This window comes from Glaciecola punicea ACAM 611 (assembly GCF_000252165.1).
Taxonomy (GTDB): domain Bacteria; phylum Pseudomonadota; class Gammaproteobacteria; order Enterobacterales; family Alteromonadaceae; genus Glaciecola; species Glaciecola punicea.
The window spans coordinates 187,491-211,318 of sequence record NZ_BAET01000033.1; the positions used below are offsets into that span (position 1 = coordinate 187,491).

The window sequence follows — 23,828 nt, forward strand, 5'->3', positions numbered from 1 at the left end:
GTGGCGGATATTATAACCCCAAATGAAGTCTTAGCCGACAACATCAGCAAACAGCCTTCATCAAATCAACAGCAATGGCAAAAAGCACTGCTCGATTGGACAATATTGATGCTGTGTCCTTTCTCGATAGCCGTTGACCTAGTCAATGGCTTCTTACTGTTAACTGGTGCCGCTGCGCCGCTATCTCTTGTCTTTAAAGCAGGTATCCTAACCCTTGTCATTATTCGCATAGCGATTACCGATTTGAGGATTGCAACGGGTTTATTGGCACTTACATTTTTGCTCTCGCTTCCTTCTTTAAGGATATTTCTAATACGGGGCGAATTTTCGCTATTCTTTATCGATATCAGTTTAGCTATTCGCGTTTTATTCTTTCTTAGCTTTATGCTTTACATTGTTTTAACGCAACCAACAGTCGATAAAATCAATTTTATTTTAAAAGTACTAACCGTATCTATCGCTGTAAATCTTGCATTTGGTGTTTTAGGCTTCGGGTTTGCAACCTACTCTGTCGACGAGGGCTTCGGGATAAAGGGCTTTATATTCTCTGGAAACGAGCTAGCTATTACCATCATTGCATTATCATATTTTGTAATGTTTAGCTGGGTGAAGCATAAATCATGGCCAATTCAGATGACAGCCTTAATTCTAGTGCTGCTGTGTGGCGCATTAGTGGCAACCAAATCGGCAATGCTTGGTACAATAATAATTGTAGGACTCTTTCTATTTCTAAACTCACGGAAAACATTTTTTGCGACACTACTTATCTGTATTTTTTCAATTATCTTATTCGCAGATGCCTTAGGTGAACTCATTAAAGTGTCAGGCATTATCGAGCGGTTCTTATTTGTGTATCACAAACGAGGCATAATATCGTTGATATTCTCTGCACGAGAGGCCTTCTTCTTAACCAACTTACAATTTACGCTCGACAACTTTGGACTGTTTGGATGGTTCTTTGGTTGGGGCCAAGGCGCCTATGTCGGCTTTGTCAAACCAAAGATTGAAATAGATATATTAGATATGTTCTTCTTATTTGGGCTAACAGGGCTTATATCATTTCTTCTCTACTTCTATCTGGTATATCGGCTAATTTGTATCAGAAATAACTTCATTCATCTTGCATCATTTACTATTTGGCTTCTTATATTAGTCATATCCTGTTTTGCTGGACACGTAGTTTATTCAGGGCTTGCGGCAATCCCTCTCACGCTAGCGATATATGCCACAAGTCATCGTCAGGGAAAATAGCTACATGCTTACTCCACTAAAGAAAACAAGCAAAGCTTTGAGATGCCTTAAATATAGTGAGGGTACAAGGGATATTTGGTATATTGCATCGCAATATAAGGGTGCTATGATTGTTTGATAAACTGGAAGAAAAATAATAAATGCATAATATATTTGAACTAGATTCTACTTTTAGTACAGCCCGTCAAGTAATAAAGCCTTGCATAAAAGAATTTTCTGATACGGTACGTCGGTCTAATAACCCTGATGATAAATTCGAAACCGTTTTGTTTTTGAAAAAAGTAAGCGGACGTATTGGTGAAGGTGGCTTACGCACAAAAGGTTATTTCAAAGTGGGTGGTGACACACGCTCTCAGTCAGATTCTTCGGCGCCTGTTAGCCCCCTCATAACGGTCATTACAGTCGTTTTCAACGGTGAACGGTTTTTAGAAAAAGCTATACTCAGTGTAATTAATCAAACCTACGATAACGTTGAATATATAATTATTGATGGCGGTTCAACAGACAATACTTTAAATATTATTCGTAAATATGATCATGCTATTGACTACTGGGTGTCTGAAAAGGACACTGGCATTTATGATGCAATGAATAAGGGTTTACAGTGCTCAACTGGTAGATATATCGGTTTTTTGAATTCTGATGACTATATGTATAACACCTCGCTTAAATCGTATGCGAATGAGCTATCAACCTTGCCGGCCGATCTATATTTTAGTTCTGTAGACCTTGTTAACGAGCAGGAGGAATACTACGCGCGCTTCACTCCAATTAAACATTTCTTTTTTGCTAATGTCTTAGTAAGGATGCCTTTTGCACATCAGTCCCTTTACCTTAATAAAAGCGTATTAAAATCAGAGGGTGGATTTGATTTAAATTATAAGTTGAGTGCGGATTTTGAACTCGTATACAGGCTGCTAAAAAAGAACTATACGACGAAAAACGTCAATATTGTTTTTGGTGCTTTTCGAGACGGTGGATTAAGTGGCGATATTTATGCTTCATTAAAAGATTCAAAATTGGTTATCAGAGACAAAACAAATCTTATTACATCGAATATTTGGTATGGATACAGGATTATAAGATCGATTATAGGGACTTATGTCTTCAAAAAGGTACTAAAAAAATTCAGGACCAGGTCATGAATTTCCACGAAAGTCTGCTACTAGCGCCTATAAACATATCTGCTGGTACAAGCCAACTAATCAACTGACATTGTTTTAGCTATTTAACACCGACTTAATTATTTCAATATAGTTACATGCATAATCTTTCGTTCTTGATTCAACATCTTCAGGTATCTCAACAGAATCGTAATTTTCGAACGATTGTATTGTTGCAGCTAACGAATCAGGGTTTGTTTTTTCGAAAAAACTGGCGTCAACAGACTGCTCCTTGTGAACCTCAATATTAGACAAGATTAATGACTTACCAACTGATTTACATTCTTCAACACTTGAGCTCCAACCTTCAAATAATGAAGGGTTAATAACCGCTTTAGCAAACTTAATTAATCGATATACATCGTGGTATGGAATAACACCCAGTAGCTTGATATTAGTGTCAAGTTTGTTTTTACCCACGTATTCCTTTATCAATTCAGTAAATTCTGGTGACCTATAGTCGTGTAAACTTCCCGAGCATACTAGACATATATCAATACCTTTGTCTTTGAGAAGCTTTACGCTCTTAAATGCAGTTAGGTGATTCTTGTGCTTCCAAAACTGATTCGGCAAAAAGAAATAACTGTTAGGCAGCTCATATTTGCTAAGGATTAAAACCTTATCGGGTTCACTCAAAACGAAATAATCTTCGAATGGCTGTGATACAAATTGTAGTACCCTACCTTTTGATGAAAAGCTTGGCACAAAATTATGATAGTCTTTTAAAGCATCATTTGAACTTACAATTACCGCATCTGCTTTTTTTGCAATATTTCTGAATGTCTTATTTCTGTTGCTTATTTCAGTGCTTGTGAACATATCGGGTAAGTGCAAATGTTGGAAATCAGGGATCCAACTAATAACTTTTAGGTGTCGCGTACCCACAAAATTTGAATGGGAAACCAAATCAATTTTATAAGCCTTAAGTAAATATTCTAAAACTAAATGAGATCCAAACAAAATATTTTCAACTTTTGATAGCAGTCTAAATAGATTATTTGTGTCTAAAAAATCAATAATATGTAATTCATCAACGTACTGTGAATAATGATTAATTACCTCTACATCATGGACTTTCGGCAAAAAAATAATAACTTGCAATTCGTTCTTGGCGTGTTTTTTAAGTGCAAAAAATAAATTCTTGTAATAATTCACTCCGCCCATCCATGCAAGCGATGCAGACGGGAAAAAAGCAACTCTGGGTTTATTGCTCATTACTTGCCCACGTCACATATTCAAGTAAACCTGGCTCTAATGGTTTAAAATTACAATCTATCAAGCTAGATATATGACCCATAGACGCACAGTAATACATTGGGTTTGAAGGGACAATCTCGTTATTGAAGACAATATTAACTTCTTTTTTCAAGTACTCTCTAATTTTTTCTACAGTTTGACGAATACTTGTCTTAATCCCGGTGCCTCCATTTACCAATACAAAGTCCAAATTTTGCTTGGCTAATTGTTCAAAAATATACATTACATCATCTATGTGAATGAAATCTCTAGTTTCCTGACCAGTGCCCCAAAAGTCAGCTTCAGAATTCTCTTTAGACAACTTACCTACCGCATCCCAAAGCAATTGCTTTCTCAAGCCAACGCCATAAACGGAAAATAACCGAACAATACTCACTTTCAATCCGTATTTTTCAGAGTAACTTCGACAAAGCTCTTCTGCAATTTTTTTATGGTATCCATAAGGCGAACAAGGTTTACCTACATAACTTTCTAGTATAGGTGAGTCACAGTGCTCTCCCTGAACCGCTGGACTTGATGGATAAATTAGCTTAGATTCAGGAGAGTATAGTCTTATAAATTCAAGAACTTCAAGCGTACCATCAACTGTTTTTTTGAAATCTCCATATGGATTTTCTACCGAAAAACCAACAGATCCACTACCACCACAGTGTATTATTATGTCGAAGCTAATGCCATAATCGCGCATTGCCTCTATTGTAACGTTGGCGTTTTTCCAATGATCTAAACCGAACTTAACTAACTCGACGTTGGCCAAATCACCATGCCCAATTCCAAATATCTCAAATCCAAGATTTCTGAAATGTTTAGCTGCATTTGATCCAATAAACCCTTTTGAACCGGTCACCAAAACGCTTTTTTTATTTTTATTCATTTTAATCTCTTTACAATAACCGCAGGATTACCAGCGACTACCGTCCATGGCTCTACATCTTCTCTCACAACGCTTCTAGCGCCTACAATGGCTCCTTCGCCAATTGTAACGCCACTTAGAATAACGCTGTCAAAACCGATCCAAGCGTTGTTATGTATAACAATTGGCCTAGACTTTACAAGATCCCAGTTTTTAGATGAAATAATACTTCTATTTTCTCTGTAGTCCTTTATTTGATCCCTTATATCTTTTTGCCTTTCAAGAAAGTTTAAAGCATGTGAGTTATGATCATAAATTATGCAACCCCATGCAATGGTCACATAATCACCAATCACAATTGATGAACGTGAGATTAGTTTGGTGCCACCATTTATAAAAGTATTGTTGCCTATAGATATCTGACCTCTGCTCGACTCAAACACAAATGAAGCGCCAATCATTGAGTTAGCACCAATAGAAATCTGATTATCCTTCGCCGCACTTTCAAATGAAAAACGACATTCTTTTAACAAAACGGTATCACTAGCAAGCGTTACGTTGGGTAAGCTTTTTGCCACCTTTGCTGGATTATAAAATAGATATTCAGTGAGTTTCTTGATGAAGTTCATTTCAATTCTCTCTAATAAGTTTGTAAGCATGTACGTTGCAATAAACCATTGCAATTGACGTTAGCATTGCAGATACGATAGGAACCGCCTCAATTTCATATCCCAGCCGAATAGTATAAATCGTTAATGGGAGCATCAGCACAGTAGTAACTAAAGACAGGACCAACTGAATATTTATTTTTTCAAATGCATTTAAAATAACCGCACCAGAGTAGGCAATAGCTTGAGTCGAAACTAACAGTGCAAAAAACATAGCCTGATGTCTTGTTACTTCGAGTTTTGACCCTGTCCAAACTTGAACTATGTATGGTGAAAAGTAAGCAATAATAAATGCAGCAATTGTAAATATTAATGACAAACCTATCATCTTGAAATAAAGGCTACGAATAGATCTAAAATCACTTGCAGCCCTGTGAGTTGTTATTTCTGGCCAAAATGCACCAATAACTATACTAAAAAAACTTAAGCCAAAAACAAATATTTTATTCACTATGTCAAATTGTGCTGCGTGCTCACTAGACAAATAAGAATAAACAATAATTGTGCCTAGTGAATAAAGAACCAGTGATGAAACTTGTAAGCCGAAAAACTTTAAGCCTAGTTTAATGCGGATGAAATCGAATTCAACCTTTAATATTTTATTAAAATCATAGATCCTGATATTTAGAATTTTCATCGCTTTTGACGCGACTAACAAAATTGATATTGAGTAACTAATAACGAACGAAACCGCAAGTAGGATAAGCCCTATCGAAACATCAAGTAAGTATACCCCTGTGATCATGGCAAAGAATATTAAAGTATTCAAAAACATCAAGCCAGAATCCATAGCGATTTGTCTAGCTCCTTGCAGCACAAAGCTAGCGACACGCAGTGGAAATAAAATAATTATGGGTAAAAAAAGTGACATTGACACAATCAAATTTTCTCTGAAAAAGTTGACCGAGAAAAGTGTAAACAAAAATATCAAAACAATAACAAACGAACTAAAAACGCTTAGTTTTATCACTTGGTAAAACTCATCATGGGCTAACTCAGGTTTGCCGATTGCCACCGCTTTTGAAACCGAGTTTTTCAGAGCATTACCCATTCCAAAATCAAATAAAGTTACCCACACTATTAGCGATGTAAGCGCAGCCCATAAGCCATAGTTGGTAACGCCTAATATTTCCAAAAGCAGTGGTACCATCATCAATGACAATGTCATTCTTAATATTTTAAATAAGACTGAGTAGGAAATATTTTTAACGAGCATAACTTTCATTCATAACAAGGATTTCATATTCCTGTAGAAACAATACTTTCTTAATATTCATTACTTACTGATAAGCGTCATGATTTTGCGCTCTTAATTACAACTTTTATTAAATTCAAAAGTGTTCTTAGCAGCTCGTTACTTGGATAGGGTAATAAACGCAACGCTCTCCAAACGTAAATACTTGCCAATTTCAGTTTTTTATTTACTATCTCAGCAGAAGCAGAGCGAATGTAACTTGCAGCTAAAGAAGTATTAATAAAACTTCTTTTTGCATACCCAAAATCGATAGTCTGGCGAACATGAAATCTTGTGTTCTTTTCAAACGTAAGAACACTGGTGGTCCTTGTAATTGATGAGTCAATGACTCTATATGCAGACAAAACATCGTTCAGATAAAAAACCTTGCCCTTGCCAAGGCTATGAAGTAAAAACGGTAAGTCTACAATTTTTGAGTCTTTTGGGACTATAACTGACCAGTCCTTAATATATGGGTTTCTTACTACGATTGAACAGCTTTGAATTCCAGATTGACAGGCTTTAAATATATCATTTATCGAACCGGCAACTCCCTTCTTTATTCTCCTTTGCTTTGTAACCACGCCATCTTCATTTACTTCACACACATTGTGGTGCACTAGATTTACCTCAGGATTCTTTTTTAAAATATCTAGCTGAGTAGATAGCTTTCCAGGTAGCATAAAGTCGTCACCATCAAGAAATACAATATACTCACCCGTCACTTCCTCCATTAGCTTACAAAAATTTTGTGCAACACCCAGATTTTGTGAATGATTAAATACCTTCATAGAAAAGTTATCAGGCGCTATTTCTATTTTCTCAAGAATATCTTTAGTGCAGTCTGTTGAGCAGTCGTTCCCAACTAAAATTTCCACTTCTGCATCAGTGTCTTGTTCCACAATACTATTAATACATTTGGCAATATATTTTTCATGGTTGTAGGTTAGGGTTACTACATTTACCTTATTCAAGTTCAACACAATTTAACGTTGTTATCAGCTGAGCCATTACTGAAATTCGATTAATAACGGTAGTCTGTCTCTCACTACTATATTCGCTTTTTGATAGAAAAAATGAAAACTGCTGAGCGAAATGATCGTTTGGTTTTATGAGTATTCGTTCCGCCGAACCATCTAAGTGATTAATTTCGATTTCAGTCTCTAAGTTAAAAGGTTTAGAAAAAGCCCTGTTTACAATAATTTCTGCATCACTATATTCTAATTTAATGTAGTTTTTGTAAATTGCACCTAATCCCCATGATGCTATGCCACATGCACCTTCGTTACTATAAAAAAGGGCTGCACCGGTCAAATCTACATCATATGACTTTTGACTGAAAACCTTTCCAGAACTGAATTTACAATTCTTCAGTAATAGTAGGCTAGCAGCAATGGGATAGAACCCAATATCAAACAGCGCACCACCGCCTTTATTTTTATCATATCGAATATTTTCTCTTTGCAAATGAGGCACCTGAAAGCAAGTAGTCAATCTTAATAGTTTTCCCAACTTTGACCTTGTCATTACCTTTTGCAAGGTTTTAAATTGCTTGTGAAAGGAAAACATCAGCATTTCGTCTAATAAAACATTGGACGCCTGAGCAATAGCAAATAACTCTTCTGTTTGGTGTAATAAAGCAGCTATTGGTTTTTCGCATAACACATTTTTTTTTGCCAATAGAGCTAATTTACAAAAGTGGTAGTGGGTTGATAATGGTGTTGCAATATAGACGTGCGTAACTTCAGTATCATTAAGAATATGGTCAATCGAGTTCGTAAAATTAATTGTCCCAAGCTTTGATGACAAATTCATGTCTCGGACAAGAATGTACCTAATGTTTATATTCGCTCTTACTAGCGCAGGCACAATTGTATTTTTAACGTGATTACCGTAACCAATAATTGCAATCATAAAGCTGATAAAATCCCGCGAATGTGAGGGGCGATAATAGAATCTTTAGTGCGATTTATTTCAATTAACTGATTCAACGTAACCCAATGATATCTGGCCGGAGTTTCAATATCGAAAGAATCCACTTCGACAACCATCGATAAGTTCCGCTTATTCAATAACCGGCCCCCGTCTTCAGACATCCAGCGCTTGAAAACGACTGTACCGCCATTATTTTCTGGTTCCATAAATAGGTCTGAAAAAGCGGTTTTATCTCCTTTGTGTGCTTGTTTAATGTTACTAAATGTTGCTTGCAACGATGTGCTAATCTGGGTTATTCCATAGTTTCCAGGCTCCGATTTAGCCTCAACTAAGTAATGAGGTACCGCGTCAATCCGCTTTCTAATTAAACCTAAAATACCACCATCGTAACCAACTTGAGTTAATATAGGCTGATCCCAACCGCCTTTAACTTCTCTCTGCTGTGTATTAAAGACTCGAATACCTTCAACCCTAAAAAATTCACCTGATGCGTGAGCCAAAGAACCGCTTTTATCAAATTCCCACCCGTTGCATTCTAGTAAAGGTATAACTTCATAGGACATAGTACTTTTATTTTGTTGCTCACTAAACCATGAAACTATTTCATCTATCGTATTGTGGCTACCGCCAGTATAAAGACGCTCAAAAGCCATTTCTTTCTGCTCAAGGGTCCTGTCTGGCATGCTTTGGCCATAACAATCTAAAAATTGTTGTAATTGTTTTTCATACATTTTTTTCATAAACCAACTTTTCAAAAGTACTGTAACAACGAACGACTCTATCTTCTGAATATACCCTGTCATTTAATACAAGCATTACCGCATCTGCTGTAAAATTTGTCATATCTCTCCAAACGAGGCTTCCAACGCATAATGCCTTTGAGTCATTTTTCATTCGGAATTTTTGCTTTAAAATGCCATCATTTAGCTCAATATCAAAGCTACCGGCAAGACATAACATAAATTGATTTAACTCAACGTGTGCATGCCCACCTCTTGACGTTTTTTCTGACATACCAGTTAAGTAATAAATTCTTTTTACATTGAAGTCAAAATCTTTATCGTATTCCGCAATATGTATGTTTCCTCGCTCATCAGGGAATGAACTAATTTCAACTATATTCCAACTGCTCATACTATGCATCTCGCATTTTTATCAAATTTAATAGATATTTTTTGTAATCGTGATTTTTTAGATTCTCTGCTATTTCTTTCAGCTCTTTTCGCGACAACCATCCATGAAAGTAAGAAATTTCCTCCAAGCACGCAATTTTCAATCCTTGTCTATGCTCTATGGTCTGAACAAAGTGGCTAGCCTCTAACAAGCTCTCGTGAGTGCCAGTGTCCAACCAAGCAAAACCTCTGCCTAATATTTCGACGTTCAATTCACCTTTTTCCAAATAAGCATTATTTATATCGGTTATTTCTAACTCACCACGATGAGATGGCTTTATCGATTTTGCAATTTCAATAACTTTGTTGTCGTAAAAATATAATCCAGTCACTGCATAATTAGATTTTGGCTTGGTTGGTTTTTCTTCGATGGAAAGTGCTCTGCCCTGAGCGTCAAATTCGACGACACCAAATCGTTCAGGATCTTTAACTTGGTATCCAAAAACTGTGGCGCCTTTTGTCCTTGAAACAGCACTAAGTAATTTGGGAGAAAACCCTTGCCCATAAAAAACGTTATCGCCCAATACTAAACAGACGTTATCATCACCAATGAATTTTTCCCCAATTATAAAAGCTTGCGCTAAACCATCAGGCGACGGCTGCGTTTCGTAAGAAATATTAATACCGTACTTTGAACCATCATCCAATAGTCTTTTATATCCGCCAATGTCATCGGGTGTCGATATAATAAGAATATCTCTGATCCCGGCGAGCATTAACACCGAGATAGGGTAAAAAATCATAGGCTTATCATAAATTGGCAATAGCTGTTTAGATACTGCCTGCGTTATAGGGTAGAGGCGGGTGCCCGAGCCGCCAGCTAGAACTATTCCTTTCATGTTGTCGTGCTCCCGTAAGCTTTAATCGATAAGAACCATATTGTATGTTTTGGCATCAAGATTCCTTTTCTAAACACTTTCGCTCGTAAGCTTATCAAGGTTAATAAGTGAACCGTTAACATTATATTTAATGTGACGAATAGCGCCTGAGCTTTCACAATTAGTACCTGATATTTTCATCTACTACCTTCTAAACTTATCCTGATTAGCTAAAAACCAGCTGTAGGTTCGTTCAAGACCTTTTTCAAGAGAAATAGAAGACTTCCAGCCCAGTGAATTAAGGCAACTGACATCCATTAACTTGCGTGGCGCTCCGTCGGGCTTAGTAGCATCAAATTTGATTTCGCCATTAAACCCCACTACTTTTGCAACTGTTTCGACTAATTCTTTAATAGTACAGTCGGTACCCGTGCCAACATTGATATGACTCAGCATCGAAGAGGTGTGGGTATCGTAAATTTCTTTGTCTAATCCCATGACATAAACAGAAGCGGCAGCCATATCATCAACATGCAGAAACTCACGCTTTGGTTTACCACTGCCCCATGCAACGACCTCTCGAGCATCATTTTGTTTCGCTTCATGGAAGCGGCGCAAAAGTGCAGGAATAACGTGGCTATTCTCAGGGTGAAAGTTATCGAAGGCCCCGTAAAGATTTGTCGGCATTATACTTCGATAATCACGACCATGTTGCCGATTATAACTTTCGCATAGCTTTATACCTGCTATTTTGGCAATTGCATATGGTTCATTAGTTGCCTCTAATCTACCAGTTAGCAGCGCTGACTCTGCCATTGGTTGCGCTGCTAACTTTGGATATATACACGAAGATCCTAGAAAAAGTAGTTGCTGTATATTAGTGATGTGGGCACTGTTGATAACATTGCACTGGATCATTAAATTTTCATAAATGAAGTCTGCTGGATATGTGTTATTAGCTAATATCCCACCCACTTTAGCGGCCGCTAAATAGACCAGATCTATTTTCTCACTTTTAAAAAAAGTCAGTACCGCTTGTTGATTTAACAAATCAAGCGCTTTTCGTGAACGAGTGATCACTTCAATATTGCTATCATTGCTCAGTTCACGAACAATAGATGAGCCCACCATACCATTGTGTCCAGATACAAATACTCTTTGCTTATTATTCATAAATACCTTTCGTAGAACTGGCTACCTTTCACTTGAATCTCTTGATTAACTCTCCAAGGCTATGGCTACTTTATATCCGTGCTTTTTTAAAATCGCGTACTGCTTGGCTTTGTTAAGGTCGTTCTCAACCATTTCAGCACACATTTCTTCAACCGTAATTTGAGGAATCCAACCTAGCTTCTCTTTCGCTTTAGATGGATCACCTAACAATGTTTCAACTTCTGCAGGGCGAAAGTACCGTGAGTCAACTTTAACAATTACGTCGCCCACTTTTAATGCAGGTGCATTTTCGCCAGTAATTGATTTTACGGTGGCTATTTCTGCAATTCCTTGTCCTGAGAACGCAAGTTCAATACCGACTTCTTTTGCTGACAATACTACGAAATCACGAACAGAAATTTGCTTACCTGTCGCGATTACAAAGTCGTCTGCCGTATCTTGTTGCAACATCATCCACTGCATTCGTACGTAATCTTTTGCATGACCCCAATCGCGCAACGCATCCATATTACCAAGATACAAGCACTTGTCTAAGCCTTGAGCAATATTTGCAATGGCACGCGTTATTTTACGTGTTACGAAGGTTTCACCACGACGAGGCGATTCATGGTTAAACAAAATGCCATTACATGCATACATTCCGTATGATTCACGATAGTTAACCACTATCCAGTACGCATACATTTTGGCTACTGCATAGGGCGAGCGAGGATGAAATGGTGTGGTTTCTTTTTGCGGGATTTCTTGTACTTCACCATATAGCTCTGACGTTGACGCTTGGTAAAATTTAGTTTTCTTTTCTAAGCCTAAAAATCGAATAGCTTCTAACAATCGCAATGTGCCCATGGCATCTACGTCAGCAGTATATTCAGGGCATTCAAATGAAACCGCGACATGAGATTGAGCGCCCAAGTTATACACTTCATCAGGCTGTACGTGATTAATAATTCGCGTTAAATTAGAAGAATCAGTTAAATCGCCATAGTGTAAAAAAAAATTCTTATTACTTTCATGAACATCTTGATAAATATGATCAATTCTATCGGTATTGAGAGAAGAGGCACGACGCTTTATGCCATGGACTTCATATCCTTTTTCTAACAACAATTCTGCTAAATATGAACCATCTTGACCAGTTACACCGGTAATTAATGCTACTTTTTTCATTATTCCCTCTCCACTCTTGCTGCAAAATAAATATTTTATTTACTTACTCTTTAGTCATTAAAATTCAAGCTCTAAACTTACTGTCGTGCTAAGTAATCTTTTATTAAAACCTCAAGAGGCTTACAAATTATCTTCATTTAACTGCGCAATTGAGACAATGCGATACTGCAAGGACTTCGCTGTTTTATTATCCAGTAGATATAATTTTGTGTATATGGATGAATCAAACTGTTGTGTTCACAATCATGCAGGTTAAACCATGATAAAGACTCATGTTGCTCATCAGCCATAAAGTGCGGCTCTTCATTAAGCTCTACAAAATGGGGTAGGTTCACATAATGTGTGGACTTTTTCTCGTTAAACACACTGTCTTCGTAGAAGTGATCCCACACTCCCATCAACTTGAATTGATTAGCTTTCAAATCTAATCCTAGTTCTACAGCAGTAATCCGCTCAATTGCATTTTGCCACGCTTCATTTTTGTAAATCCTTCCACCCGGCGTAAAATAGTAATTCCTTGCAGGCGCGTTAGCTCTCTTGCCTAGTAGAATTTTACCAGCGTAAACAATGCAGATATCGATTGAAACAAGTGGTGCATTCTCTATTAAAAAAGTAAAACCTTGCCGTGATAACTGCTTATTCATTTATAACTCTTTTATTTCGCCCAAGCGTTCACGTTGATAAGAACCGTCTTGCACGTTTTCACACCATTTTTGGTTATCTAAATACCATTGAACTGTTTTACGCAGCCCTGTTTCAAATGTTTCTATGGGTGACCAGTTCAGCTCGCTACTCATTTTTGTTGAATCAATAGCATAACGACGATCATGGCCGGGGCGGTCAGTAACATGCGTAATTTGCTCTGCGTACTTTGTGCTTTTAGGGACTAACTCATCTAATGTTTCGCAAATAGCTCGCACTACTTCAACATTCTTTTTTTCGTTATGCCCGCCTATGTTATAGGTTTCTCCTACCGCCCCCTGAGTGACTACTTTATACAACGCTCGTGCGTGATCTTCTACATACAACCAATCACGAATTTGGTCGCCCTTGCCATAAATTGGCAGCTTTTTACCTTCAAGTGCATTTAAAATAACTAAAGGAATTAATTTTTCAGGAAAATGAAAAGGCCCATAATTGTTTGAGCAATTAGTAATTATTGTTGGTAGTCCGTAAGTGCGTAACCAAGCACGAACTAGGTGGTCGCTCGATGCTTTACTAGCAGAATAAGGACTGCTTGGTGCGTAGGAAGTTTGTTCAGTAAACAATGGTAATACACCATTGTGTTCATCTGGGTGAGGCAGGTCACCGTATACTTCATCTGTTGAAATGTGATGAAACCTGAAGGCTTTTTTTGCTTTTTCGTCTAAATAATTCCAGTACTCGCGCGCTGCTTCTAATAAAGTGTAGGTACCCACGATGTTTGTTTGAATAAACTCAGCTGATCCAGTAATGGAGCGATCAACATGGCTTTCAGCGGCTAAATGCATGACAATATCGGGTTGATAAATTGCAAAAATTTTGTCAAGCGCTACTCGATTACAAATATCAACCTGTTCAAAAGCATAGCGCTGACTGCTCGAAATACTATCAAGCGACTCTAAATTGCCTGCATAGGTAAGCTTATCTACATTAATTACACTGTCTTTAGTATTTTCAATTATGTACCGCAATACTGCCGAGCCAATAAATCCAGCGCCACCGGTGACTAAAATTTTCATTTGTAACCTGTTCTTAATTGATAAGCCACATTATTTTCTCATATTCTTATTCATGTTTAATTTATAATTTTCAGCGGCGTCTATTTCAAGGGGCGAACACGATCTCCACTGCCCTTTCCCACAGCCGTGAGAAAAATATACTTGAAGTAATTCCTTATGCTCATCATTCGTATCATTTCGCCATCAACTTCAGCTAACTTATTCGGCGTAGACATATCGATTTGATTAATTTGTGCGAGGCCAGTAATACCTGGCCTAACCTTATAAACCAAGTGCTCATCACGCGCTTGCGTTAACTCTGTTTGATTAAATAAACCAGGCCGGGGACCAACTAAACTCATTTCACCTTTTATCACATTGTATAGTTGGGGGAGCTCATCGAGTTTGGTTTTACGCAAAAAGCGGCCAAATTTTGTAATTGCGTTTGCATCCGCTAAATGGCTCGCCATAGATGCCGTATTAACATTCATGGTTCGAAACTTATATAACGTGAATTCCTTTTTGTGTAAACCAACGCGCGCTTGTGAAAAGATAGGTGAACCCGTATCAAAAAGGCCAATTACATACAAAATAAGCATGACCGGAAGCAAAATTAATAAGCCCAAAAACGCGACCGCGATATCCAGTATACGTATCATTTTAATCCTTGAATAAGCGTTATTGTTTTATTTAGGGGCATCATACGCTACCGCCGCATTAATGGCATCCTCAAACGAAACTGGCGGTTGCCAAGCTAAAGTGTTTATTGAGTGTTTTACATCAAGCTGCAGATTTCCAAACAGCCTTTGTGCAATTGTTTTTTTACCTAGAATTTCGGCGCAGGTGCGCATTATCGACACAGGAGCGGGTAAAAGCCTTGGATTTTTGCCATAGGCGCGTGTCAGTGCCACTAGAAGCTCTTTCGTGGATACGTCAATGCCATCGCTTATCAGGAATGTTTCATTTAGTGTGTCTGGATATTCTACACACGTAGCTATGAAGTCGTTTAAATTATCTAAAGCTATAAAACTACGCTTATTCTTTACCGACCCAAGCGGAAGCGGCAAGTTACGCTGGGCAATATTCATTAGTGCTCGAAAGTTCGCTTTAACACCAGCGCCATAAACTAATGGAGGACGAATACAAACTAGCTCAGTATTGGAGCCTAAAAGCTCTTGCTGGATTGCGCGCTCTGCCGCTAGCTTTGACTCTCCATACAAATCTTCTGGGGCACAATCACTGAGGATGCTAAACGGCGCGTTAGGCTCGGTCCGCTCTCCCATTGCCTTTGCTGAGCTTAGAAATACAAAGCGCTTTACACCGCTATCTTTTGCTTTTCTAGCCAATTTTTTCGCCGCTTCCACGTTTACTTTCCAAAATTGAGCTTTGGCATGTTCATTAGTTACCGCATCTGAGAACGAAATTCCTGCACAGTGAATGACTGTATTAATGCTATCTAATGTGAAATTCCATTGACTGGATAACAGATCAATATTTAAAACATCGGGCTGGGGCACATTACTACGCGAAGACCCCACAACACCGTGCCCGCGCGCGCGCAAAACTTCACACAAGCTATTTCCAATCCAGCCTGAGCTGCCTGTCACAAGCACTTTCATCGTAATATATTCCTACCCGAAAAAATCTAGAATTTCTTTTGTTTTAAAAAATTTATCAGGACAATATTCATTTGGCTCAAACGCTAAGGCCTCATGAATAATTCCTTCTGTTGATGATTTAGCTACACTAGATAAGCTAAGCACATAAGCCAAGCCATTTTGTGTTAAATATTCAGCTAATTCTAACTGGTGCTTGTCGCTGCGCTCTAAGTTTGGCACAACGCATAATTTGATTTTACGCTCTAACAAGCTATATACATTTCCGGCTCCACAGTGCGTTATGACCAAATCGTAGTCGTTAACCTTGCTCTTAAAATCATCAATAAAATCGATTGCGGGCCAGTGTTTAGGCTGCATGCCATTTTTAGGACATTGAAAAAGCAGCTCGATGTTGTCTGATGCCACATCAAAAAAGCTTATTAAACCGTCAAAGCGTGTGGTGCCTAAAGAAACAAGCACTTTAATCATAGTCTACCCGCATACTTGCCGCCAAATTTGTCATAAAATGAAGCTAAACTCTTATTCTGATAAAAGCACTTAATGCCAAGCTTCGCTATAATCCGACCTGTTCTGGTGGGCGCAGTAAACCGAGACCACGTTTCTATATACACAACAGGTACTCGCATCAGTTTACCAGCCACTGCAATGGGAATGCAGACTAGCGGGCCAAAAAGCACAAGGCCGTCAGGACGAATGACAATAAACATACATACAAACCTTATTAGCTCTATGCAGAATAAAAAGTATGACCATATTCTCGACAGTTTATTTGTTTGCTTAGAGTATTTAGATACCGGAAGTAAGTACTTTGCAGGTATTCCTGAACTTAATTTTTGGTGAGAGGCGTCTGTGTAAATAACAAACCGACTAGCCTGAGAATGTTCAGCCGCAGATGCTACGAAACGTTGGGCCTGCTCTAAATGCCCTCCTTCGCCAGCACAAACGTATATACGCCCTGACAACCTTGCTAACATCGACTTTTATCTACAAAAACGTCAATTAAGTCGCGCTCTGCTATTAACGACGAATAGCTTTGCTGTACGGTGTTTCTAGCAGCCTGTTGCAATTCCTGCTGCCGCTCGAAAGGCCAGCTACAGAAATCTTCGACTTTACCAATAAACTCTTCTTTAGAGCTTATTAAAAACCCGTTTTTACCATCCTCAATAAATTCTTCAAATGCTGGAATTTTACTCAGAAACACAACACAGCCACTCGCCATCGCCTCTAAAGGCGCTAGGCCTAAGCTCTCTTCCTTTGATTGCAAAATAAACGCATCGTTGTCAGCAAATAAGCTGGGCACCCTATCACTTGGCACTGCATCGTAACATTTTACTTTTTCTGATGTCATCAGCGATTCTGCTATGCCACTGTTGAGCTCTTGTGTTAGCGAACCATAGCCATAGAACTTTGCACTTGAGAAATATTCTGGTTTTTGTCTGTACAATTCATCCAAATAATTCAGTGTCAATAATGGTTGTTTTAGTGGTTCAAATCTTGATAAATATACAAACTTAAGATTTTCTAATCCAATCCCACTTTTAGTGAATGAGACACTGCCGAATTTCGTTAGATCTACCCCAGCGCTGCAAATCACGCGAATGTCGGGGCTGTGTTTATCAGGTGCAAAACCACCAATTTGTTGTTTGCTCATTAATAGTTTTCTAACAATGTCTGCATAGCGGTGAGAAGGGCTTATAATTACGTCACTGCGATGCAAAATTTGCTTGGCAAGTAGCCTCTTCACAGCAAAGAATAGTTTGTTCTTGTTTGTCTGGAAGTGAACATCACCGCCATGTACGTGACTAACGATTATATGCGGAGACTTTCGAAGCAACTTACGCAATGCTATTACGAACAACACCGGAACGGCGGTGTGTGATACAAAATGAATATAAACATAAGACGCGGGTTGTAACAAAAGCTTACGAACGACCCTACTATAAAAAAGAGCATACTCAAGCATTTTAGTTTTGATGTCTTTTAAAGTTACCACCTTTACTTCAAAACCGGCGTTAACTAATTGAACAGCCGAGCGCTTCACAAAACTACCTTTTGCTGGAAATCGGTCAGTGGGGTACATATTTGTCAACAAGAGGATCTGCTTATTTGTTGCTTCTAACATTGATGAATTTCACTCTTGTTCAAGCTCTTAAATTCCAATTTTACGATATTAAAAGATTAAAATTTTACCACTTCGAAGAAGGCTTTCACAACCTTTATCAAGATTTAGATTAAAAGTTAAAAGAATTAAAATAAGGACTCACAAATAGAGACTACACCTGATTCAGAGCTTGCCGTTAATATTTAGCAGTAATAATAGCGAAAATTTCATCCCAAGCAGCCTTTACCCGTTGTTTATGTTTAGCCGCGTTAGATTGAATTACCTCTACCACTTGATTGTAAGTGCTGGCCTGTGTCAACAAAAGATTCGTTTTCGTTAACGCTCGCTCTGTCTCACTAGCAACATCAAACAACCATTCACCCATTTCGTAGTCATTAAGTAATTCTTTATATTTATGGCTCCAACCTGTCGCCACAACGGGAACTCCTTGAGAAAGTGCACTAACCAAGCCATGAAAACGTGCGCTGACAACCACGTTTGATTGCCCAATGATCCATTTTATCTTAAGCGCGTGTTGGGGATCCAACACTGGAATTCGCCGGCTCAAACGCTGTTGAATTGTTTCGGCTAAACGTCTGTCAGCGTCTGCTTCATGAATCAAAATAAAGGGTGAACTGTCTATTACGTTTTCAATTAGCGCTATTACAAACTCAATGTATGCTTCGCCGTCGGTGCGCATTTCAAGCATTTTGGAATTGGGAATAAAGCAAATTTTATGCATATTGGGATCAAAATTATCATCGGCTAATCCAGAAATTATATTCGTGAAATCACCGCACTGGGCTAATGTACCCTGCTTTGTACTAGCCTTAAGTAGCGTGCTAGCATAAGCAAATGAGTTGTCATCACGAGCAAATACCTTATCAGCGGTATTTAGAATATGGCCAAAGTATTTTTTTTGCGCAGTTGATTCAAATGGACCAAGTGCTTGTGGCATAACAATGACTTTGGTACCTCTATTCTTCATACCAGAAATAGTACTTGCTAAGCGATACTTGGCAACTAGCGGTGACCATTGCTCACCATAGGAGAAGCCTGAGGCATCAAGCACTACGTCTATTTCGTTTTCGTTGATAAACCCTAACATTTTGCGCATAAATGAAGGTAATAAAGAAAATGGAAACAAGCAATTTATTTTGCGTTTTATATATCGCGTCTTTTGCCATAGTCCAAAATTGCAGCGACGCTGATAATCGCCAATAGGTTCAACAACAAAGCGAGCATCTACTTGTCGTTTAGCAAATTCTTCCTGAATTGCATGCAGCATCAATTCAGCACCTTTGTTTTGGAAAGAAATACCCTTTACTTCTACGTTTAACATAAATTAGGCTTTAACTCTTCTTCAGATTTTTGTTATACATTACGAATTAGCAATGTATTGTTCTTCTTTTGCGAAAAAGGAACACCTCCATCTGGATCGGCATAACCAACGGCAATAAGCATGACAGGTCTTTGGTCAACACTGAGTGAAAGTTCTTTTGCAAGCTGACGCTCGCGCGCCTCGATATCTGGCCAGTTGATTGGACAAGTTGCTAATCCTAATGTCTCAATAGCCAGCATAAACTGCATTGCAGCAAGCGAACCGTCAATGTAGATACAGTGGCGATCTCGCTCGGCCGGATAGGCGTCTAAATTGCCAACCACCACAACAATACATGGCAAATTATCAGCAAAGCCAGTGGTTCCCATCGCGCACTTAGCGATTATAGGAGCTCTTTGCATATCATTAACAACATAAAACTCATATGGCTGACGGTTGCAGGCCGAAGGCGCTAAGCTTGCTAAATTAACCGCTTCAATAATTTTTTTTTGTGGAACCGGCTTGGGTAAATACCACCTTACCGAGCGACGACGCAAAAATAAAGCTTCTAGTTGTTCGGTAGCTATATCAAGCTCTGGATAACTAGAACGATCCCGCGGAATCGATTGCTGTGATACAGCACTGGCTTTTAAATCTTCGCTTTCGATGGCGGCCTCAAACAGCGCCTTTGCCTTTGCGATCACTTTGGTGTGGATCACAACGGAAAAATATTCCTTTAATACATCTGTGGCCCATTTTTTTTCTTCGATGCAAAGACCGGGAGTCATAATAGCTTTGTGATAACAAATTACAGTTTCAAGAATATAAGCTTCTGCAAATACAGGGTGTCTTGGCTGCATAATTAAGCCTTTCTCAAGTCGGTGTGTATTACGTCGCAGTAAGGCTGAGCTTTGCCCTATATCATTCAAGGAGCGATAATACTTCAGGCGCCCCTGCAAAGCCGCTTGATGCTCCCTACGAAACTGGGAGCTAAAAAGAAAATAGTAAACACTAGAAAAAAAACGACTGCTTGCAAACAAAGTGATAAATTTCCGATTACTCGATTCTCGAATTACCTTGTAAAACTGTATAAATTGGTTTGGTATGAGCTTACGAATTTGTCGTTTCATAATTTAAGTCGTTTTGTTGTTCCACAGAAAATATTTGATTAAGGCGGCTAATACACCAATAAAAATGCCTAAAAAGCCGAATAAAATAATAATTACGGGGCGATGTGGTGATGCTTTTGTTTCAGGGGCTAAAGCAGGATCTAGCGTTGTAAAGATATATTCAGCTCTGGCATTGGCCAACATCATTGTTTGCATTTGCTTTTCAATTAGTTGTGAAAATACTTGCTGCATACTTATCAAAGAGATTGTAAGCATTTGTTCTTCCAAGTATCGGATACTTTGTTCAGATTCCTTTAGGTCTCGTTCACGCATAATTTCATTCAGATCTTGAAGTATTGCACTTACCCACTGCTGCGCCAGGTCGGGAGAATAAAATTCGACGCTTAATCTAATAATTCCGGTTCGTTGGTCTTGCTCAACATATAAAATACGATCTCGAATAAGGCTTGTCATTTCCCAAGCTGTTGGTTGTGAAGACCGATTATTTTTTGGCTCTCTGAGCCATTCATTGGTAGATTTTAAGTATATGTCTTGGTCAATAATTAACTCGTTTGTTTCTGGATCCCAACCTTTAGCCGCCATTAAAGACACTGCTGCATCGTGGCGCTTTATAAAGTCATATAGAAACTGGCGAGACTGCAAAATTTCTAGGGCTTGAGCTGCTTTATCAACTTGCCCTTGGCCAACGTTAACCCCAGCCAAAGTAGCTAGCCCGCCTAGTTGCCCAGACAGTTGCCCTCCTCCCTGCGCTTCTTCGGTAGGCGCTGCTACAATTTCGGCGCGATAAATATCAGGAAGCGACATAGCATAAAAGGCACCAATTGCAACAGCACACACAACACTGACCACTATCCATAACTTTCCTTGCCAGCACGCCTGGAAGAATGGTGTTACATCAAAGCGCTGCGCTTCACTCTTAGCCTCTGGCATTGCAGGTTCCCTTTAGAAACTGTGTTAACAAAAATTGCGATGCATACTACCATAAGTCAATCAATTCAGGAATATTTAGTATCAGTATTATAAACGCCGAAGAAGCAAGAACACCTGTTTTTACCTCCCCTATTTGCTATAAGTCTAATTCATCAACCCAACTGTTTGGCATTGCGTAATTCGCTAGTTGACTGGCACTATTATGCCACGCGTTCAGCTTGCTGAACATAAAAGGGGGCTAGTACCTAAGTTGCTTTAATCGGCGATGTAACTTTGTTGCCTTTTTCCACTGATTTAGGTGCAGTCCTTGTAGGCGAGGCCTTTCCCAAGTCGCTAATCATTTCAATATACGGCTTATATTCGCTATTTTGAAGTAGTTAACAAAACCTCTAAGCACTGAATTGAGTCCTTAAAGTGTCGTCGCTACATTAACTTCGAAGTGACGTTTGCTGATTTTTGCTGATGACTTGATGACTTGATGACAGATTCTACTCACACGATACCCACAACTGGATGGATGGAAGTGGGAGTCAAAAATGGGTGGCATGATATTGAGTTGTGTACCGCTAACTTCCAATGACTTCCTTCACACCCCATCATTAGCCAGTAAGGCCCTTGTCATTCGGATTATTTTTCCCGTAGTTAGGGTAACTCAGGTTTCTTTTTTGTGGACAGGCTTGCTTGCTTCGCTGGACAGACATAAAAAAAGCGGTCATACGACCGCTTTCGAACGAATCAATAATTAAACATTAATCTTGTACTACAACGTTCATTAACTGACGACCTGTGCCTACAACTTGTGTAAAGCCAGAAAAGTCTATTGCTTCTGCGGGTGCATTTACAATAACGCCGACTGACAATTTAGTACCAGCAGGCACGTTTAACGATTCAATGATATCGTCTCCAGAAATCTTCATGTTGCTGGTTGGGGCTAGCTCATTTGCAAGCGTCACTGGGCCATATGTATTGCCAGCTTCGTCAAATGCTTCAAGAACTACTGCGCCTGAGCGAGTGCCAGAGTTGCTCAGGGTTAGCGTGTTTTGCAGGCCAGCATAGCCAACGGCTACGTAGTTATATAACGCTTGAGCACCGTTTAACGTCCATTCACCTGCTGCTGCATTAGTTTGCAGTGTGACAGTTGCTGGAGCAGCAGCAGCAGTAGTATAACGGAGCGTTGTATTAACAGTATATGTAGAAGTTGGTAAAACAGCTCTACCGACACCGGCACCCAAATTAGTGAAGGTCATAGTAGGAACGCCAACGACTCCGCCGGCTTCATCACTTATTACAACGGTAATTAAGTCACCCGTAGCATTTATAGTACGTACCATTGTATCGTTTGCACTAACATTTACGTTGAATGCAGCCGCTAATTCAGCTGCGCTTACGCCAGGAGTAGTATCAGTGTCCATCCATGAGAAATTACCAGCAATTGTAATCGTTGAGCCTGTATAAGCAGCGTTAAGAGGACCACCAGCAAGATCTACATTGGTTACTGGAGTAACTACTAGTATATCGGTATTTCTCAAAACATTAGTATTTCCTACAAACTGTTGACGAGCGAATTCTACATCAACCACTGCATCTAGCAGGCCTGTAGTTGTCGCGGTGAATTGGTTGGCAACAGTATGAGATACATCTGTTAGCGTGCCAGTATTGTCAATAGCTGTTCCTGTGTTAGTTTGCGCAGAATATGCAACTGAAATGTTACCAACCGCGTCAATAGTAGAGGCCGTTGTTAGCTCTAGGCCACCTAGCGTAAGCCTAGTGCCTGTTGTATTATTCGTCACGGCTGTGACCCGAAAGGTCACACTTGTAGCTGTTCTGCTTAAAACTCCAGCTGTAAGATCGCCACCTAAAGTCTGAGTAATTCCAGTAACGACGTCTCCAAGTTCTATAATACGACTAGGAAACCCAGCAGCAGCGGCGTCAACGTCAGCTTGAGTGGCACCGCCGGCGCCGGCAGTAGGAGTATCGGCGACGGCTGTTCGCGTTATGTTACTGTGGGTTAGTGTAGGCGTCGCAGTATTTAACGAGGCTCCTGTAACTGTAAATGTTAGTAAGTCTCCAACTGCATATCCCGCTTGAAGTGTTACTACAACGTTTGGCGAACCAATAGTAGCTGCACCGGCAGCGCCCTCAATGGATATTGGAGAAGGTGTGATTACTACAACAGCGGCCAATGAGCCAAAAGAAGCTAGGGTTATGGCAGTAGCTATAAGTGTTTTTTTCAACATTTTTTTATTTCCTTTAAGTTTCATGAAACTAGAATAATGATACATTCATTACTCTTAGTAAGTTTTATTATGCACCTAAGCCGTCACTTAAGCGACTTC

24 protein-coding genes and 1 pseudogene are annotated in these 23,828 nt (G+C 39.1%); 2 read left to right on the forward strand and 23 right to left on the reverse strand.

Going from position 1 to position 23,828, the window contains the following annotated elements:
* Positions 1 to 1,251, forward strand: a complete 1,251-nt coding sequence (locus GPUN_RS13240) for an O-antigen ligase family protein (RefSeq protein WP_006007677.1) — start codon at positions 1 to 3, stop codon at positions 1,249 to 1,251.
* Positions 1,252 to 1,391: 140 nt separating this feature from the next.
* Complete coding sequence (locus GPUN_RS13245) at positions 1,392 to 2,396, forward strand: glycosyltransferase family 2 protein (protein ID WP_006007679.1); 1,005 nt, start codon at positions 1,392 to 1,394, stop codon at positions 2,394 to 2,396.
* Between the two features lie 75 nt (positions 2,397 to 2,471).
* Here the strand turns inward: GPUN_RS13245 and GPUN_RS13250 are convergent, their stop codons facing one another.
* The 23 genes and pseudogenes from GPUN_RS13250 to GPUN_RS13355 all read right to left on the reverse strand — a co-directional run bounded on the left by GPUN_RS13250 (position 2,472) and on the right by GPUN_RS13355 (position 23,729).
* Positions 2,472 to 3,629: a glycosyltransferase gene (locus GPUN_RS13250; RefSeq protein ID WP_006007681.1), complete on the reverse strand. Its 1,158-nt coding sequence runs from the start codon at positions 3,627 to 3,629 to the stop codon at positions 2,472 to 2,474.
* A complete protein-coding gene (locus GPUN_RS13255) occupies positions 3,619 to 4,545 on the reverse strand; it encodes an NAD-dependent epimerase/dehydratase family protein (protein ID WP_006007683.1) in 927 nt (308 codons plus the stop codon). The genes GPUN_RS13250 and GPUN_RS13255 overlap by 11 nt, the downstream gene beginning before the upstream one ends.
* Positions 4,542 to 5,153, reverse strand: a complete 612-nt coding sequence (locus tag GPUN_RS13260; protein ID WP_006007685.1) for an acyltransferase — start codon at positions 5,151 to 5,153, stop codon at positions 4,542 to 4,544. Before GPUN_RS13260 ends, GPUN_RS13255 begins: the two co-directional genes overlap by 4 nt.
* 1 nt (position 5,154) lies before the next feature.
* The gene (locus tag GPUN_RS13265) at positions 5,155 to 6,408 is read right to left on the reverse strand and encodes a lipopolysaccharide biosynthesis protein (protein ID WP_006007688.1); all 1,254 of its coding nucleotides are present in this window, start codon (positions 6,406 to 6,408) and stop codon (positions 5,155 to 5,157) included.
* 77 nt (positions 6,409 to 6,485) lie between these two features.
* Entirely contained in the window at positions 6,486 to 7,400 is a 915-nt protein-coding gene (locus GPUN_RS13785) for a glycosyltransferase (RefSeq protein WP_158309280.1), read from the reverse strand.
* On the reverse strand, positions 7,393 to 8,340 hold the full coding sequence (locus GPUN_RS13275; protein WP_006007692.1) for a Gfo/Idh/MocA family protein: 948 nt from the start codon (positions 8,338 to 8,340) through the stop codon (positions 7,393 to 7,395). The genes GPUN_RS13785 and GPUN_RS13275 overlap by 8 nt, the downstream gene beginning before the upstream one ends.
* The gene (locus GPUN_RS13280; RefSeq protein ID WP_051987357.1) at positions 8,337 to 9,101 is read right to left on the reverse strand and encodes an NDP-hexose 2,3-dehydratase family protein; all 765 of its coding nucleotides are present in this window, start codon (positions 9,099 to 9,101) and stop codon (positions 8,337 to 8,339) included. Before GPUN_RS13280 ends, GPUN_RS13275 begins: the two co-directional genes overlap by 4 nt.
* Positions 9,085 to 9,495: a sugar 3,4-ketoisomerase gene (locus GPUN_RS13285; RefSeq protein ID WP_051987358.1), complete on the reverse strand. Its 411-nt coding sequence runs from the start codon at positions 9,493 to 9,495 to the stop codon at positions 9,085 to 9,087. Before GPUN_RS13285 ends, GPUN_RS13280 begins: the two co-directional genes overlap by 17 nt.
* A 1-nt stretch (position 9,496) precedes the next feature.
* Positions 9,497 to 10,372 (reverse strand): glucose-1-phosphate thymidylyltransferase RfbA, encoded by an 876-nt coding sequence (rfbA, locus tag GPUN_RS13290; protein WP_006007697.1) that lies wholly within the window; start codon positions 10,370 to 10,372, stop codon positions 9,497 to 9,499.
* Positions 10,373 to 10,555: 183 nt separating this feature from the next.
* Entirely contained in the window at positions 10,556 to 11,524 is a 969-nt protein-coding gene (gene fcl / locus GPUN_RS13295) for a GDP-L-fucose synthase (protein ID WP_006007698.1), read from the reverse strand.
* 45 nt (positions 11,525 to 11,569) lie between these two features.
* The gene (gmd, locus tag GPUN_RS13300) at positions 11,570 to 12,691 is read right to left on the reverse strand and encodes a GDP-mannose 4,6-dehydratase (RefSeq protein ID WP_006007700.1); all 1,122 of its coding nucleotides are present in this window, start codon (positions 12,689 to 12,691) and stop codon (positions 11,570 to 11,572) included.
* Between the two features lie 137 nt (positions 12,692 to 12,828).
* Positions 12,829 to 13,335, reverse strand: a complete 507-nt coding sequence (locus GPUN_RS13305) for a GDP-mannose mannosyl hydrolase (protein WP_006007702.1) — start codon at positions 13,333 to 13,335, stop codon at positions 12,829 to 12,831.
* A complete protein-coding gene (gene rfbB, locus GPUN_RS13310; RefSeq protein ID WP_006007704.1) occupies positions 13,336 to 14,412 on the reverse strand; it encodes a dTDP-glucose 4,6-dehydratase in 1,077 nt (358 codons plus the stop codon).
* Between the two features lie 80 nt (positions 14,413 to 14,492).
* Positions 14,493 to 15,050, reverse strand: a complete 558-nt coding sequence (locus GPUN_RS13315) for a sugar transferase (protein ID WP_006007705.1) — start codon at positions 15,048 to 15,050, stop codon at positions 14,493 to 14,495.
* 27 nt (positions 15,051 to 15,077) lie between these two features.
* The gene (locus tag GPUN_RS13320) at positions 15,078 to 16,010 is read right to left on the reverse strand and encodes an NAD-dependent epimerase/dehydratase family protein (protein ID WP_006007706.1); all 933 of its coding nucleotides are present in this window, start codon (positions 16,008 to 16,010) and stop codon (positions 15,078 to 15,080) included.
* 12 nt (positions 16,011 to 16,022) lie between these two features.
* Positions 16,023 to 16,478, reverse strand: a complete 456-nt coding sequence (gene pssE / locus GPUN_RS13325) for a PssE/Cps14G family polysaccharide biosynthesis glycosyltransferase (RefSeq protein WP_006007707.1) — start codon at positions 16,476 to 16,478, stop codon at positions 16,023 to 16,025.
* Positions 16,475 to 16,984, reverse strand: a complete 510-nt coding sequence (pssD, locus tag GPUN_RS14060; RefSeq protein ID WP_081483977.1) for a PssD/Cps14F family polysaccharide biosynthesis glycosyltransferase — start codon at positions 16,982 to 16,984, stop codon at positions 16,475 to 16,477. Before pssD ends, pssE begins: the two co-directional genes overlap by 4 nt.
* Complete coding sequence (locus tag GPUN_RS13335; protein ID WP_006007710.1) at positions 16,978 to 18,132, reverse strand: glycosyltransferase family 4 protein; 1,155 nt, start codon at positions 18,130 to 18,132, stop codon at positions 16,978 to 16,980. Before GPUN_RS13335 ends, pssD begins: the two co-directional genes overlap by 7 nt.
* 175 nt (positions 18,133 to 18,307) lie before the next feature.
* On the reverse strand, positions 18,308 to 19,453 hold the full coding sequence (locus tag GPUN_RS13340) for a polysaccharide pyruvyl transferase family protein (protein ID WP_006007711.1): 1,146 nt from the start codon (positions 19,451 to 19,453) through the stop codon (positions 18,308 to 18,310).
* Positions 19,454 to 19,485: 32 nt separating this feature from the next.
* Positions 19,486 to 20,292 carry a nitroreductase family protein gene (locus tag GPUN_RS13345; RefSeq protein ID WP_006007712.1) on the reverse strand — a complete coding sequence of 269 codons (807 nt, stop codon included), beginning with the start codon at positions 20,290 to 20,292 and terminating at the stop codon, positions 19,486 to 19,488.
* Between the two features lie 273 nt (positions 20,293 to 20,565).
* A complete protein-coding gene (locus tag GPUN_RS13350) occupies positions 20,566 to 21,492 on the reverse strand; it encodes a Wzz/FepE/Etk N-terminal domain-containing protein (RefSeq protein WP_006007714.1) in 927 nt (308 codons plus the stop codon).
* Between the two features lie 337 nt (positions 21,493 to 21,829).
* Positions 21,830 to 21,895: pseudogene (locus GPUN_RS14815) on the reverse strand (hypothetical protein); the annotation flags it as partial.
* 346 nt (positions 21,896 to 22,241) lie between these two features.
* Entirely contained in the window at positions 22,242 to 23,729 is a 1,488-nt protein-coding gene (locus GPUN_RS13355) for a Slr4 family S-layer protein (RefSeq protein ID WP_006007718.1), read from the reverse strand.
* Between the last annotated feature and the right edge of the window lie 99 nt (positions 23,730 to 23,828).

Bases quoted from the DNA above. Each gene is read 5' to 3' on its own strand.
- GPUN_RS13350 (WP_006007714.1), bottom strand. From the start codon at position 21,492: ATGCCAGAGGCTAAGAGTGAAGCGCAGCGCTTTGATGTAACACCATTC.
- GPUN_RS13345 (WP_006007712.1), bottom strand. From the start codon at position 20,292: ATGCAGCCAAGACACCCTGTATTTGCAGAAGCTTATATTCTTGAAACT.
- GPUN_RS13275 (WP_006007692.1), bottom strand. From the start codon at position 8,340: ATGATTGCAATTATTGGTTACGGTAATCACGTTAAAAATACAATTGTG.
- GPUN_RS13255 (WP_006007683.1), bottom strand. From the start codon at position 4,545: ATGAATAAAAATAAAAAAAGCGTTTTGGTGACCGGTTCAAAAGGGTTT.
- GPUN_RS13285 (WP_051987358.1), bottom strand. From the start codon at position 9,495: ATGAGCAGTTGGAATATAGTTGAAATTAGTTCATTCCCTGATGAGCGA.
- GPUN_RS13320 (WP_006007706.1), bottom strand. From the start codon at position 16,010: ATGAAAGTGCTTGTGACAGGCAGCTCAGGCTGGATTGGAAATAGCTTG.
- GPUN_RS13315 (WP_006007705.1), bottom strand. From the start codon at position 15,050: ATGATACGTATACTGGATATCGCGGTCGCGTTTTTGGGCTTATTAATT.
- fcl (WP_006007698.1), bottom strand. From the start codon at position 11,524: ATGAATAATAAGCAAAGAGTATTTGTATCTGGACACAATGGTATGGTG.
- GPUN_RS13250 (WP_006007681.1), bottom strand. From the start codon at position 3,629: ATGAGCAATAAACCCAGAGTTGCTTTTTTCCCGTCTGCATCGCTTGCA.
- gmd (WP_006007700.1), bottom strand. From the start codon at position 12,691: ATGAAAAAAGTAGCATTAATTACCGGTGTAACTGGTCAAGATGGTTCA.
- GPUN_RS13305 (WP_006007702.1), bottom strand. From the start codon at position 13,335: ATGAATAAGCAGTTATCACGGCAAGGTTTTACTTTTTTAATAGAGAAT.
- GPUN_RS13260 (WP_006007685.1), bottom strand. From the start codon at position 5,153: ATGAACTTCATCAAGAAACTCACTGAATATCTATTTTATAATCCAGCA.
- GPUN_RS13245 (WP_006007679.1), top strand. From the start codon at position 1,392: ATGCATAATATATTTGAACTAGATTCTACTTTTAGTACAGCCCGTCAA.
- rfbB (WP_006007704.1), bottom strand. From the start codon at position 14,412: ATGAAAATTTTAGTCACCGGTGGCGCTGGATTTATTGGCTCGGCAGTA.
- pssE (WP_006007707.1), bottom strand. From the start codon at position 16,478: ATGATTAAAGTGCTTGTTTCTTTAGGCACCACACGCTTTGACGGTTTA.
- GPUN_RS13340 (WP_006007711.1), bottom strand. From the start codon at position 19,453: ATGTTAAACGTAGAAGTAAAGGGTATTTCTTTCCAAAACAAAGGTGCT.
- GPUN_RS13265 (WP_006007688.1), bottom strand. From the start codon at position 6,408: ATGCTCGTTAAAAATATTTCCTACTCAGTCTTATTTAAAATATTAAGA.
- pssD (WP_081483977.1), bottom strand. From the start codon at position 16,984: ATGTTAGCAAGGTTGTCAGGGCGTATATACGTTTGTGCTGGCGAAGGA.
- GPUN_RS13280 (WP_051987357.1), bottom strand. From the start codon at position 9,101: ATGAAAAAAATGTATGAAAAACAATTACAACAATTTTTAGATTGTTAT.
- rfbA (WP_006007697.1), bottom strand. From the start codon at position 10,372: ATGAAAGGAATAGTTCTAGCTGGCGGCTCGGGCACCCGCCTCTACCCT.
- GPUN_RS13335 (WP_006007710.1), bottom strand. From the start codon at position 18,132: ATGTTAGAAGCAACAAATAAGCAGATCCTCTTGTTGACAAATATGTAC.
- GPUN_RS13355 (WP_006007718.1), bottom strand. From the start codon at position 23,729: ATGTTGAAAAAAACACTTATAGCTACTGCCATAACCCTAGCTTCTTTT.